Source organism: Erwinia sp. AK-PDG3-5, from assembly GCF_056821705.1.
The window spans coordinates 3553490-3565464 of the sequence record NZ_CM165967.1 but is presented as its reverse complement, the minus strand read 5'-3'; the positions used below and the strand labels follow the sequence as shown (position 1 = coordinate 3565464).

The 11975-nt window shown below is 52.3% G+C and carries 14 protein-coding genes and 1 other RNA gene; 7 read left to right on the top strand and 8 right to left on the bottom strand.

Annotated elements, in window-relative coordinates:
* Positions 1-64: 64 nt before the first annotated feature.
* Together glnK and amtB are read left to right on the top strand one after the other, a co-directional pair.
* Complete coding sequence (gene glnK / locus AC1UKS_RS16605) at positions 65-403, top strand: P-II family nitrogen regulator (RefSeq protein WP_007886947.1); 339 nt, start codon at positions 65-67, stop codon at positions 401-403.
* Positions 404-423: 20 nt separating this feature from the next.
* Entirely contained in the window at positions 424-1728 is a 1305-nt protein-coding gene (amtB, locus tag AC1UKS_RS16600; protein ID WP_013201053.1) for an ammonium transporter AmtB, read from the top strand.
* A gap of 87 nt (positions 1729-1815) precedes the next feature.
* Here amtB and tesB read toward each other — a convergent pair whose 3' ends face one another.
* Positions 1816-2682 (bottom strand): acyl-CoA thioesterase II, encoded by an 867-nt coding sequence (gene tesB, locus AC1UKS_RS16595; RefSeq protein WP_482434588.1) that lies wholly within the window; start codon positions 2680-2682, stop codon positions 1816-1818.
* Between the two features lie 221 nt (positions 2683-2903).
* Between tesB and AC1UKS_RS16590 the strand changes: the two genes are divergently transcribed.
* Positions 2904-3461 carry a YbaY family lipoprotein gene (locus AC1UKS_RS16590; RefSeq protein ID WP_134823600.1) on the top strand — a complete coding sequence of 186 codons (558 nt, stop codon included), beginning with the start codon at positions 2904-2906 and terminating at the stop codon, positions 3459-3461.
* A gap of 24 nt (positions 3462-3485) precedes the next feature.
* On the opposite strand, the gene AC1UKS_RS16585 is transcribed toward AC1UKS_RS16590, so the two are convergent.
* Positions 3486-3797 carry an MGMT family protein gene (locus tag AC1UKS_RS16585; RefSeq protein WP_013201056.1) on the bottom strand — a complete coding sequence of 104 codons (312 nt, stop codon included), beginning with the start codon at positions 3795-3797 and terminating at the stop codon, positions 3486-3488.
* Between the two features lie 236 nt (positions 3798-4033).
* Here AC1UKS_RS16585 and ffs point away from each other — a divergent pair.
* An RNA gene (ffs, locus tag AC1UKS_RS16580) (signal recognition particle sRNA small type) lies at positions 4034-4130 on the top strand.
* Positions 4131-4188: 58 nt separating this feature from the next.
* Here the strand turns inward: ffs and AC1UKS_RS16575 are convergent.
* The 3 genes from AC1UKS_RS16575 to AC1UKS_RS16565 all read right to left on the bottom strand — a co-directional run bounded on the left by AC1UKS_RS16575 (position 4189) and on the right by AC1UKS_RS16565 (position 5315).
* Entirely contained in the window at positions 4189-4407 is a 219-nt protein-coding gene (locus AC1UKS_RS16575; RefSeq protein ID WP_013201057.1) for an HHA domain-containing protein, read from the bottom strand.
* 29 nt (positions 4408-4436) lie between these two features.
* Positions 4437-4817: an Hha toxicity modulator TomB gene (tomB, locus tag AC1UKS_RS16570; RefSeq protein WP_482434587.1), complete on the bottom strand. Its 381-nt coding sequence runs from the start codon at positions 4815-4817 to the stop codon at positions 4437-4439.
* A gap of 144 nt (positions 4818-4961) precedes the next feature.
* Positions 4962-5315: a hypothetical protein gene (locus tag AC1UKS_RS16565; protein ID WP_013201059.1), complete on the bottom strand. Its 354-nt coding sequence runs from the start codon at positions 5313-5315 to the stop codon at positions 4962-4964.
* A 415-nt stretch (positions 5316-5730) separates the two neighbouring features.
* On the opposite strand from AC1UKS_RS16565, the gene AC1UKS_RS16560 reads away from it, so the two are divergent.
* Genes AC1UKS_RS16560 through AC1UKS_RS16550 form a run of 3 tightly spaced genes read left to right on the top strand, consistent with a single transcriptional unit; the run spans position 5731 to position 8161 of the window.
* The gene (locus tag AC1UKS_RS16560; protein WP_482434586.1) at positions 5731-6417 is read left to right on the top strand and encodes a metal ABC transporter ATP-binding protein; all 687 of its coding nucleotides are present in this window, start codon (positions 5731-5733) and stop codon (positions 6415-6417) included.
* On the top strand, positions 6417-7286 hold the full coding sequence (locus AC1UKS_RS16555) for a metal ABC transporter permease (RefSeq protein WP_482437021.1): 870 nt from the start codon (positions 6417-6419) through the stop codon (positions 7284-7286). The genes AC1UKS_RS16560 and AC1UKS_RS16555 overlap by 1 nt, the downstream gene beginning before the upstream one ends.
* The gene (locus AC1UKS_RS16550) at positions 7283-8161 is read left to right on the top strand and encodes a metal ABC transporter substrate-binding protein (RefSeq protein ID WP_482434585.1); all 879 of its coding nucleotides are present in this window, start codon (positions 7283-7285) and stop codon (positions 8159-8161) included. Before AC1UKS_RS16555 ends, AC1UKS_RS16550 begins: the two co-directional genes overlap by 4 nt.
* Before the next feature lie 92 nt (positions 8162-8253).
* Here the strand turns inward: AC1UKS_RS16550 and ykgO are convergent, their stop codons facing one another.
* From ykgO to AC1UKS_RS16535, 3 genes are all read right to left on the bottom strand, one after another.
* A complete protein-coding gene (gene ykgO / locus AC1UKS_RS16545) occupies positions 8254-8394 on the bottom strand; it encodes a type B 50S ribosomal protein L36 (protein WP_013201062.1) in 141 nt (46 codons plus the stop codon).
* A 9-nt stretch (positions 8395-8403) separates the two neighbouring features.
* On the bottom strand, positions 8404-8667 hold the full coding sequence (locus AC1UKS_RS16540) for a type B 50S ribosomal protein L31 (protein WP_053141865.1): 264 nt from the start codon (positions 8665-8667) through the stop codon (positions 8404-8406).
* 147 nt (positions 8668-8814) lie between these two features.
* Positions 8815-11967, bottom strand: coding sequence for an efflux RND transporter permease subunit (locus tag AC1UKS_RS16535; protein ID WP_265909915.1), 3153 nt, complete (start codon positions 11965-11967; stop codon positions 8815-8817).
* Positions 11968-11975: the final 8 nt, after the last annotated feature.

Sequence of the window (11975 nt, the reverse complement as noted above, 5' to 3'; positions counted from 1 at the left end):
GCCTTTGCTTTAATCAATCCGTGTTGGGCGAAACAACCGTATTCAATACCTGGAGGGGGATCATATGAAGCTGGTTACCGTGGTAATTAAACCGTTTAAGTTGGAAGACGTGCGTGAAGCACTTTCCTCTATCGGTATTCAAGGGCTGACCGTGACCGAAGTGAAAGGCTTTGGTCGCCAGAAAGGGCATGCAGAACTTTATCGCGGTGCAGAATACAGCGTGAACTTCCTGCCGAAAGTAAAAATAGACATTGCGATTGCAGACGACCAGCTGGATGAAGTGGTTGATGTGATCAGCAAGGCTGCCTACACCGGCAAAATCGGTGACGGCAAAATTTTTGTTGCGGAACTGCAGCGAGTTATCCGTATTCGCACTGGCGAAACTGACGAAGCAGCACTGTAATCTCGGGGCTAAGAATGTTGATGGGATGGGATAAAATGAATAAAAAAATTGCTCTGTTCGGCCTCGCCAGTCTGGCTCTGTTACCGTCGCTTGCGATGGCTGCAGCACCGGCAGTGGCTGATAAAGCTGACAACGCCTTTATGATGATCTGCACCGCGCTGGTGCTGTTCATGACGTTGCCGGGTATTGCCCTGTTTTACGGCGGTCTGCTCCGCGCTAAAAACGTGCTTTCCATGATGACTCAGGTCTCTGTGACCTTCGCGATGGTGTGCGTATTGTGGATGCTTTACGGTTATTCACTGGCCTTCAGTGAAGGTAACGCCTTCTTCGGTGGCTTCAGCATGGCGATGTTGAAAAACATTCAGCTGACCTCACTGGTAGGCACCTTCTACCAATATATCCACGTCTCCTTCCAGGCTTCGTTCGCCTGTATCACCGTGGGCCTGATTGTTGGATCGATTGCTGAGCGCGTTCGCTTCTCAGCGGTACTGATTTTCGTTGCTATCTGGCTGACCTTCTCGTATCTGCCTATTGCACACATGGTCTGGTCAGGCGGTTTGCTGGCCCAGGACGGCGCGCTGGACTTCGCAGGCGGTACCGTTGTGCACATCAACGCCGCGGTTGCTGGCCTGGTGGGTGCTTACCTGGTGGGTAAACGTGCTGGTTTCGGCAAAGAAGCCTTTAAGCCTCACAATCTGCCAATGGTCTTTATGGGGACGGCGATTCTGTATGTGGGCTGGTTTGGCTTCAACGCTGGCTCAGCCAGTGCAGCCAACGAGATTGCCGGTCTGGCGTTCCTGAACACCGTCATGGCAACAGCTGGCGCGATGCTGAGCTGGACCTTCGGTGAGTGGGCTCTGCGTGGCAAACCTTCACTGCTGGGCGTCTGCTCTGGCGTGATTGCCGGTCTGGTCGCGATTACGCCTGCGTGTGGTTATGTTGGTGTGGGTGGTGCGCTGATTATCGGCATCGTCGGCGGTCTGGCGGGTCTGTGGGGTGTTACCATCCTGAAGAAATGGCTGCGTGTGGATGACCCATGTGATGTGTTCGGCGTTCACGGCGTCTGCGGCATCGTAGGCTGTATCCTGACCGGCGTCTTCGCCTCTTCTTCACTGGGTGGCGTAGGCTATGCACCTGGCGTGACCATGGGCCATCAGGTCTGGATCCAGATCTTCAGCGTCGGTGTGACCATCGTCTGGACCGGTGTGGTCGCCTTCGTGGCCTTCAAAATTGCTGACATGATTGTCGGTCTGCGTGTTCCGGAAGATCAGGAACGCGAAGGTCTGGACGTCAACAGCCATGGCGAGAATGCTTACAACCAGTAAGCCCGTATCAAGAAAAGCAGTGCGCTAAAATTAGAATAAAAAACGGCTCCTTCGGGAGCCGTTCGTTTTTCCGCTCTTCAGGTGGCGTTATTTCACTTCGCGCACCCGCATCACGCCTTCCTGCACCGTAGACGCAACCAGCGTACCGTCCTGAGTGTAAAACTCACCACGAACAAAACCACGCGCACTCGACGCAGAGGTGCTCTCCACGCTGTACAGCAGCCATTGATTGAGATCGAACGGACGGTGGAACCACATTGAGTGATCGATGGTAGCGACCTGCATACCCGGTTCGAGGAATCCTTTGCCATGCGGTTGCAGTGCTACCGGGAGGAAGTTGAAGTCGGAAGCATACCCCAACAGATACTGATGGATGCGCCGGTCTTCTGGCATCACGCCGTTTGCCCGCAGCCAGACGTGGCGGGTAGGTTCATCCACGTGGCCTTTAAGCGGGTTATGAAACTTAACCGGCCGGATTTCAAAAGGCTTCTCGGAGAGAAACTTGTCGCGCGCTTTCTCGGGGATATAGCTGACAAGCTGCTTTGCATAGTCGGCTTCGCTGGGCAAGTTATCAGGACCCGGCACCTGTGGCATCGATTTTTGATGCTCAAAGCCGCTTTCTGGCCCCTGGAATGAGGCGGTCATATAGAAAATGGGCTGCCCGTTCTGAACGGCTTTCACCCTTCTGGCACTGAAACTCTGCCCGTCACGCAGCGTTTCCACATCATAAATAATCGCCTTCTGGCTATCGCCCGGGCGTAAAAAATAGCTGTGGAAAGAGTGAATGATGCGGTCTGCCGGAACGGTCTGTTTGGCGGCATACAGCGCCTGGCCGACAACCTGGCCACCAAAGACCTGGCGTAATCCCAGATCCTCACTCTGACCACGAAAAAGGCCCTCTTCAAGCTTTTCCAAATCCAACAGGTTTAACAGATTTTGCAGGGCCTGGCTCATAGCGTGGATCCTCAGTAAACGACTGAAGGATAGTTTGCGAGATCCGACCAGTTACCGTCAACGGGGCAGGGCAATTATCTTTTAAGAAGAAGAGAGAAGGGCGCGCTTCCAGGCAGAAATCAGTAAGTTGTGCCAGAATTAAAGCTAACGGAACAGTGATTCACTGTTTACAGGCTAACTGAGACCTCAATTTCACCATTGATCTTAAGGAGATTATATCAATGAAAGTCTGGCCAATGTTAACTGGCGCCGCACTGGCGGTGGCACTCTCAGGATGTGCCGATAAAGGAAAAGATGTGCCGACGGCAACGCTGGCTTCCCAGGTCGCCGGCGAGCAGGCGACGCTGCGTCAGCCTAATGTCAGTGGTTCTATCTACATTCGTCAGAAAGTGGCGCTGCCGCCTGACGCCGTGCTGACCGTGACGTTATCGGATGCCTCCATGGCAGATGCACCTTCTAAGGTCATCTCACAGCGGGTGGTGAGAACCGATGGCAAGCAGGCGCCGTTCAACTTTATTCTGCCGTACAACCCTTCAGAGATTCAGCCTAATGCGCGCATTCTGTTGAGTGCGGCCATAACGGTTGACGGCAAAATGATGTTCATCACCGACAGTGTCAAACCGGTGATCAACAATGGTGGCAATAAGCAGGAGTTGTTATTAGTGCCGGTGCCATCAATGGCGATGCCAACGCTACCGGGAGCGGCCACTACCGTGCCATCAACGTCGCCGACGCAGGTTAATCCTTCGTCGTCCGTTCCAGCCCCAAGTTCAATGTAGTTACAGCCGCCCCTTCTGGGGCGGTTATCCTTCCCAACGGTACTGCTTCAACGCGATTTTTCCTTCCGCACTGACCTCTATCCCTTCTTCCAGTAATGCATAACGCTGTCGATCCAGGTCATCCCCAGTCAGCGAGATTTCACCCAACCGATTAATCACCCGATGCCAGGGAAGTTTGCTGCCCTCAGGAAGGCGCTTTAATACGCCGCCCACCTGACGCGCGGCACGCGGTGAACCTGCCAGCCGTGCAATATCACCGTAGGTGGTGACTTTGCCATAGGGAATAGCGGCAAGGATTTGGTAAATGCGTTGTTGAAAGCTGTCAAAGTGTTCCATCTGTTCTCCCTCTGTCGCCGTCAACAGTAATCGAAAGTGCGGAACATCTGAAGCGATTTCATGATGTTATAAGAGAGCCTACGGCTTAACCCGTATCGGCTTTGAAAACAATCAGATAGGAATTTTTTAACGGAGTTGAACAAGAAAGCAACGGTCATCAGGAGCAGGCTTGCAATTGCCTGGGGCTTCATTGATAATGCCCTCGCTCCATCTGATGGAGCACTCAATGGGGGCCCGGTTGGTTCTCCCGCAATGCTAATTTGTGAACTCGGTCAGATCCGGAAGGAAGCAGCCGTAGCAGATGACGCGTGTGCCGGGATGTAGCTGGCAGGGCCCCCACCCAATTCTGCCCTCGTATGCCAGCCAGTCCATCCTGCAATCAAACTCAAACTTATCGAACGAACTTCCAAACTGCTACCGGGATTTTATCGTAGAGTTTATTCATCGTCAGTTCGGCCAGACGATGATCTGCCGCAGAATAAAACACAGCCAGTTCATTATCGGATAATTCGTATTTGTTTTTTTCGATTACGCGCTCGAGGGTGTCGATGGACCGACACCGTCTTAAACGCATCAGATAATCAGTTTTAGTAAGAAGTTTATCTGTCATTGTTAAACCGTAGAAAAAATAATGGGTTGCTAAAATGAATGGCTCGTCTGTACGGGCACGAAAGCGCATTCCTCGGCGAAAATGTTAAACAAGCGTTTTGCTGATTTTTGCCAGCGCTGCAAATCCTGAACATTAATGCCGTAATTACTAAAGAGCATAAACGTATCATCGAGATATTCATCAATCTGACTAATCAGCTCACTATCTTCGAGATGTTTAATTTTGTAATTCATGGTGAAGGCAGCAATATGCTCAATCAGATCATTGAGCTGTAAATTGACTGCAGCAGTAGGATCGTTAACCCAGCCGTGATGACTGTCGCCTAACGTCGCCAGGCTTTCATCGTACAAATTTTCACACACAAATTTCAGCTGGGCGATATCATGCCTTTTTGGTGAGTATTCGTCCATCTTTTTCCCCTCCATAGCGAGTGAAAGATGCCGTCAGCGCGGGCTTTCAGCGATTAGTATGCCAGGAGCGATAATTAACGTTAACCGAAATCTATTAATAAATATAACGTAATAAAGCTGTATTTGTAATGCTATTACGCAATATTACAATTCGTCAGCGGTACTGGTCTGTTGATTATCGATGAAATCAAAGGTCAGCAGGCCTGATTGCCATTCAAAATTGACTGTTTCAGTTGTGGTCTGGTCTGCATCTATATCGAGACAGGCGTTGAATACGTTCCAGCGGAAGCTGTAAGTCATCTTATAACGCGATTCACCTGAATATTCTATAGAAATAATTTTCATACTTTCGGGAACATATTGCGCATTCTGTGAATACCATAACAGCGAACCCGTTAACTCGACTTCTATTTTGGGAATAATCCGTTGTAGGTTATCTGATAACGTTAACAGATCGTCTTCATTGCCTGAGTAAGAAAAGGGAATAGTTTTGCGCATTTTTCCCCCACAGTGTTAATTAGCGCTTATAGAGATAATTGGTCGGGCCGTGAAAATAAGCAAGTGCCTTTAGTGTCTTCTAAACTATCTTAATGATTTGGCTCTTAATTATCTTAGTAGATAATGCCTTGCCCTGCGACACTAAAACTAAAGAAGTTGAAAAAATTTTATATAACCCTGGGCAATGGAAGGCATTATTCAGGTAATAATTAGATACACTTTGTCTGATCCACTCCGAACCAGAGATTGTATGATATTGTTATGTTATAACATAATAATGGTCGCAATCGATGCCTGCTCTTCCTGTCTTTCTTCGCTACGGCACCTTACTTACCCACTCAGCGCTGGTGCGCTTGCTGTTGTCTGCTGCGGTGGTCGTGTTACTGGCCGCGTTAACTTATTGGGCTGTTGCCGGATGATTACCCTTAATCAAATGACGGTAGGTTATCAGAGGCGCGCAGTGACGCCGGCTCTGCAAGGGGAGTTTGCCCGCGGATCGATGACCGCGCTGGTGGGGGCCAATGGCTCTGGGAAGTCCACGCTGCTGAAAACCCTGGCCGGTCTGCTGCGTCCGGTAAGCGGATCGTTGAGCTTGTCAGCGCCGCGGACAAGTCTTGCCTGGATGCCACAGCAATCAGAAATCGAGAAGACCTTTCCAATCCACGTATTTGATTTGGTGGCGATGGGCTGCTGGCAAAAGTGTGGCTGGTTCGGCGCGATTAACCGCACGATGCGCAATCAGGTGATGACCGCGCTGGACCGGGTAGGAATGCTGCAGTTTGCTACCGCCCAACCCGGCACATTATCGGGTGGGCAGTTGCAGCGCGTGTTGTTTGCCCGTCTGCTGGTGCAGGATGCGGACCTGCTGATGCTGGATGAGCCTTTTGCCGGCGTCGACAGCCAGACTACCGCGCTGCTATTGCAGCTGCTTCAGGAACGGCATCAGGCTGGCTGTACGCTGATTGTCGTGTTGCACGATATGGCCACCGTCGAAAAATACTTCCCGCAAACGCTGCGGCTTAAAAGCAGCCACGCGGAATGGTCCGGTTCCGGCTCAGCCGTTACCCAGCTGAATTTTAACCGCAGCCTGGGAGCATCATGATGCTGGCGATGTTCCATCCTTTTATTGAATTCGGCTTTATGCGCCGTGCCCTGGTGGCCTGCATTGCACTTTCCCTCAGCGCCACGCCCTTAGGCGTTTTTTTATTGCTCCGCAGAATGAGCCTGGTGGGAGACGCACTGTCACACGCCGTCTTACCGGGCGCGGCGATTGGCTATCTGATATCGGGCTTGTCCCTGGTGGCGATGGGAACCGGAGGCGTGATTGCCGGGCTTTCTGTTGCGTTGTTGTCTGGCGCGGTCAGCCGCTATACACCGCTAAAAGAAGATGCCAGCTTTGCCGGCTTTTACCTTGGCTCGCTGGCGCTGGGGGTGACGTTGGTCTCCTTACGCGGCTCCAGCGTGGATCTGTTGCATGTGCTGTTCGGATCGCTGTTAGCGGTAGATAACCCCTCAATCCTGTTGGTCTGCGTCATCTCGGCTGTTTCTTTATTAGTGCTGGCGCTGATTTACCGCCCGCTGGTAATCGATGCTTTTGACCCTGGTTTTCTGCGCGCGCAGAACCGCTGGACGGCGCCGCTGGTCCACAGTCTGTTTCTGATGCTGGTGGTCACCAATCTGGTGGCGGGTTTCCAGGTGTTGGGCACCCTGATGTGCGTCGGTCTGATGATGCTCCCGGCAGCCGCGGCCCGTTTCTGGGGCAAAGGACTGCCGGGCATGATGGTGTCAGCGATGATCCTCGCGCTGATAGCCAGCTTCAGCGGGCTCATTGCCTCCTTCTACCTGTCACTGCCTGCCGGTCCGGCGGTGGTGTTAAGTGCCGCGATCCTGTTTTTTATCTCGATTTTAGTGGGGCCGTGCGGCGGCATTTTCCGTCAGCGCCCGTTTTCAATTGGTAAGGAGAAAGTATGAAGAAGTTACCTGTAGCGCTGGCAGTGGCGGGGATTTTACTCACCCCAATGGTGATGGCTAAAACGGTCAACACCGTTGCCAGTTTCTCGGTTCTGGCAGACATCGTGAAAGAAGTGGGCGGCGAACACGTTAAGGTGAAAAGTCTGGTCGGGCCGGATGGCGACCCGCACAGTTTTGAACCAACGCCTCAGGACAGCCAGGCACTGGCAAAAGCGGATGTGGTTTTCGTCAGCGGCCTCGGGCTGGAAGGGTGGATGGATCGCCTGATTAGCGCGTCGGAATATAAAGGTAAGGTGATCGTCTCCTCTGAGGGGATTGAAACCCGCTCAATGGAAGAAGACGGTAAAACCATTACCGATCCGCATGCCTGGAACAGCATGAAGAATGGCGTGGTGTACGCCAACAATGTGATGAACGCGTTGATAGCTGCCGATCCAGAGGATGCGGCCTATTTCCGTCAGCAGGGATCGGCCTATATTGCTCAGCTAACCAAACTGGACAGCTGGGCGGCGAAAAGCTTTGCGGCAATCCCGCAGGCTAAACGCAGAGTGCTAACCAGCCATGATGCATTTGGCTATTTTGGTCAGCGTTATGGCGTCAGTTTCCTGTCACCGGTGGGCTTCTCTACCGAGTCTGAAGCCAGCGCATCTGACGTGGCAAAACTGATCACCCAGCTTAAAACCGAGCATATTCACAGCTACTTTATCGAGAACCAGACCGATCCCCGTCTGGTGAAGCAGATTGCTTCTGCCTCCGGCGCGCAGTCGGGTGGTGAACTTTACCCGGAAGCGCTGACTAAGAAAGGTGGCGCGGCAGATACCTACGTCGCTGCCTTTAAGCATAACGTCAACGCGATGGTTGCCAGTATGAAATAGTGATGCAGACGGTCAGCATGCTGGCCGTCCTTTTCAGCGATAAAAAAAGCGGGCCACAATGATTGCGGCCCGCTTTTTCAGTGCTGAACAGATCAGCGCTTTTTCTTACCACCCTGTACCGCTTTAAAGCGTGGGTTACTTTTACAGATAACGTAGACACGGCCATGACGGCGGACAACTTTGCAGTCCTTGTGGCGTTTCTTGGCCGACGCCAGCGAGCTTAATACCTGCATGATGACGCCTTATTTATCTGAAGATGACGTAAAGAAGCGACCAAAGCGCTGATTAAAGCGATGCGCGCTGCCTTCTTTAGCAAAGTCTTTTTGCTTACCGGTGTAATAAGCATGAGACGCTGAAGAGACGTCCAGCGGGACGTAAGGCAGCACTTTGCCCTCCAGCTCGATAGTGCGATCGGTTTTGATGGTTGAACCGACCACGAAGTAGGTGTCTGCGCTGGTATCGTGGAACGCTACGGTGCGGTAAGCCGGATGAATACCCTGTTTCATAAATCCTCACTCAATAAGTAATGTTATAACATAACAATAATTATGCGCGTGCGCTGAGCGGATTGCAACTGGAAAAGAGAGGCAGTGGAGAAGGGCAAAAAAAAGAGGCCGCATTAGCGGCCTCTCAGTACAGCAATCAGATGCTGATTAGTGCGGGTTGTGCTCTACAGGATGACTCTGTTCCAGCTCTTCTTTGTTCTTGCCGAAGCGGCGGCGAACCACCACAAAGAATACCGGCACGAAGAAGATAGCAAACAGCGTTGCGGTCACCATGCCGCCCATTACCCCGGTACCCACCGCATTCTGCGCACCGGAACCTGCACCGGTACTGATAGTCAGTGGCAATACGCCGAGGATAAAGGCCAGCGAGGTCATCAGGATTGGACGCAGACGCATACGAACTGCTTCAAGCGTCGATTCGACCAGACCTTTGCCTTCCTTCTCCATCAGATCCTTGGCGAATTCTACGATTAATATCGCATTCTTCGCCGACAGCCCAATGGTTGTCAGCAGGCCTACCACGAAGTAGACGTCATTGCTGAGTCCGCGAACGGTGGTAAAGATCAGTGCCCCAATAACCCCAAGCGGGACCACCAGCATCACCGAGAATGGAATCGACCAGCTCTCGTACAAGGCAGCCAGACAGAGGAAGACCACAATCAACGAGATGGCGTACAGAGCCGGTGCCTGGTTACCAGACAAACGTTCCTGATACGACATTCCCGTCCAGTCATAGCCAATCCCTGAAGGGAGCTGAGAAGCGATTTGTTCCATCAGGCCCATCGCTTCACCCGAGCTCTTGCCCGGTGCCGGTTGCCCCAGGATCTCCATTGAAGGCAGACCGTTGTAGCGTTCCAGTCGTGGCGAACCATACTGCCATTTGGCAGATGCAAAGGCGGAGAACGGCACCATGGTTCCACTGGAGTTACGGACGAACCATTTGTTGATATCGTCCGGTAACATACGGGAATCCGCTTCACCCATTACGTACACTTTCTTCACACGACCGCGGTCGATGAAGTCGTTGACGTAAGATCCGCCCCACGATGCACCCAACGTAGTGTTGATGTCAGAGATTGAGACGCCAAGGGCTTCTGCTTTCTCCTGATCAATCATCAGCTTGTACTGTGGTGTATCTTCCAGTCCGTTCGGGCGCACGCCAACCAACACATCAGGATGCTTGGCAACCATGCCCAACAGCTGATTACGCGCCTGAGTCAGCGCATCGTGACCCAGGTTACCCTGGTCAATCAGTTCAAAGTCGAAGCCGGTGGCGTTACCCAATTCGATAATCGCCGGCAGGTTAAACGGAATAACCATAGCATCTTTGATTTCGCTAAACGCCTTCATGGCACGTCCGGCAATCCCGTCAACTTTGTTCGCTGCACCTGAACGCTCGTCCCACGGTTTAAGGCTGACGAAGGCGATACCGGTGTTCTGACCACGTCCCGCAAAACCAAAGCCGTTAACGGTAAAGACGGATTTAACGTTGTCTTTTTCCTTGGTCAGGAAGTAGTCAGTCACCTGGTCGAGAACTTTCTCAGTACGTTCCTGAGTCGCGCCCGCAGGTAACTGTGCCTGTGCCAACAGCAGGCCCTGGTCTTCTTCCGGCAGGAAGGAGGTAGGAAGCTGAATGAACAGGTACGCCATGCCCACCACGATCAGCAGGTAAATCACCAGATAGCGACCTGTGCTACGGATGATATGACCCACGCTGTTGGTATAGTGGTTGGTGCTCTTATCGAACATACGGTTGAACCAGCCGAAGAATCCGGTGGTTTTACCGTGGTCGCCTTTCTTAACCGGCTTCAGCATCGTTGCACACAGTGCTGGCGTCAGCACCAGGGCAACAATTACCGACAGCACCATTGCCGAGACGATAGTGATCGAGAACTGACGGTAGATAACCCCGGTCGAGCCGCCAAAGAAGGCCATCGGGATAAATACCGCAGACAGCACCAGCGCGATACCCACCAGGGCACCCTGGATCTGCTCCATTGACTTCTTGGTCGCTTCTTTCGGCGGTAGGCCCTCTTCAACCATCACGCGTTCGACGTTCTCGACCACGACGATGGCATCATCTACCAACAGGCCTATCGCCAACACCATCCCGAACATCGTTAGGGTGTTTATCGAATAACCGAAAGCACTAATAATGGCGAAGGTTCCCAACAGGACCACCGGAACGGCGATAGTCGGGATCAGCGTGGCACGGAAGTTCTGCAGGAACAGATACATCACGATAAACACCAGCACAATCGCCTCAATCAGGGTTTTCACCACTTCAATGATGGAGATTTTAACAAACGGCGTGGTGTCGTACGGATAGACGGTTTCCATCCCTGATGGGAAGAACGGTTCCAGCTTTTTCAGCTCATCCTTAACGGCTGCCGCGGTATCCAGGGCGTTAGCGCCGGTCGCCAGTTTGATACCGATACCGGACGCAGGCTTGCCGTTGTAACGCGCAATGATCTCGTAGTTTTCTCCGCCGAGCTCAATGCGTGCCACATCTTTCAGCAGAACACGCGAACCATCCGCATTCACTTTCAGCAGGATCTTGCCGAACTCATCGGTCGAGGTCAGACGGGTCTGAGCAATGATCGAGGCGTTCAGCTGCTGGCCAGGCACCGGCGGAGAGCCGCCGAGCTGACCTGCAGCGACCTGGGAGTTCTGTGAGTCAATGGCGCTAATCACATCTACCGGGGTCAGCTGATAGTTATTCAGCTTGTGCGGATCCATCCAGATACGCATCGCATACTGCGCACCGAAGATCTGCGTATCGCCAACACCCAGCGTACGACTGATTGGATCCTTAATGTTAGAGGCCACATAGTCAGAAATATCATTCTGATTCATGCTGCCATCTTTACTCACAAAACCGGCCACCATCAGGAAGCTGCTGGAGGATTTTTGAACCTGGATCCCCTGCTGCTGCACTTCTTGTGGCAGTAATGGTGTCGCCAGCTGCAGTTTGTTCTGCACCTGAACCTGCGCGATATCCGGGTCGGTCCCTGACTGGAAGGTCAGAGTCAACTGCAACGTACCGGAAGAATCACTGTTCGATGACATGTACATCAGGCCATCGATACCATTCATGTTTTGTTCAATAACCTGCGTGACGGAGTCCTGCAGTGTTTTCGCATCGGCACCAGGGTAAACAGCGCGAATCTGAACGGCCGGCGGAGCAACATTAGGATATTGCTCAATCGGCAGTTTTAGAATCGACAGCACGCCCATCAGCATGATGATGATGGCGATTACCCACGCAAAAATGGGGCGATCGATAAAGAACTTAGCCATGTATCAGC

What these genes read in the sequence shown, in the direction of transcription:
- glnK (WP_007886947.1), top strand. Translation starts at nt 65, where the DNA reads ATGAAGCTGGTTACCGTGGTAATTAAACCGTTTAAGTTGGAAGACGTG.
- amtB (WP_013201053.1), top strand. Translation starts at nt 424, where the DNA reads ATGGGATGGGATAAAATGAATAAAAAAATTGCTCTGTTCGGCCTCGCC.
- tesB (WP_482434588.1), bottom strand. Translation starts at nt 2,682, where the DNA reads ATGAGCCAGGCCCTGCAAAATCTGTTAAACCTGTTGGATTTGGAAAAG.
- AC1UKS_RS16590 (WP_134823600.1), top strand. Translation starts at nt 2,904, where the DNA reads ATGAAAGTCTGGCCAATGTTAACTGGCGCCGCACTGGCGGTGGCACTC.
- AC1UKS_RS16585 (WP_013201056.1), bottom strand. Translation starts at nt 3,797, where the DNA reads ATGGAACACTTTGACAGCTTTCAACAACGCATTTACCAAATCCTTGCC.
- AC1UKS_RS16575 (WP_013201057.1), bottom strand. Translation starts at nt 4,407, where the DNA reads ATGACAGATAAACTTCTTACTAAAACTGATTATCTGATGCGTTTAAGA.
- tomB (WP_482434587.1), bottom strand. Translation starts at nt 4,817, where the DNA reads ATGGACGAATACTCACCAAAAAGGCATGATATCGCCCAGCTGAAATTT.
- AC1UKS_RS16565 (WP_013201059.1), bottom strand. Translation starts at nt 5,315, where the DNA reads ATGCGCAAAACTATTCCCTTTTCTTACTCAGGCAATGAAGACGATCTG.
- AC1UKS_RS16560 (WP_482434586.1), top strand. Translation starts at nt 5,731, where the DNA reads ATGATTACCCTTAATCAAATGACGGTAGGTTATCAGAGGCGCGCAGTG.
- AC1UKS_RS16555 (WP_482437021.1), top strand. Translation starts at nt 6,417, where the DNA reads ATGCTGGCGATGTTCCATCCTTTTATTGAATTCGGCTTTATGCGCCGT.
- AC1UKS_RS16550 (WP_482434585.1), top strand. Translation starts at nt 7,283, where the DNA reads ATGAAGAAGTTACCTGTAGCGCTGGCAGTGGCGGGGATTTTACTCACC.
- ykgO (WP_013201062.1), bottom strand. Translation starts at nt 8,394, where the DNA reads ATGCAGGTATTAAGCTCGCTGGCGTCGGCCAAGAAACGCCACAAGGAC.
- AC1UKS_RS16540 (WP_053141865.1), bottom strand. Translation starts at nt 8,667, where the DNA reads ATGAAACAGGGTATTCATCCGGCTTACCGCACCGTAGCGTTCCACGAT.
- AC1UKS_RS16535 (WP_265909915.1), bottom strand. Translation starts at nt 11,967, where the DNA reads ATGGCTAAGTTCTTTATCGATCGCCCCATTTTTGCGTGGGTAATCGCC.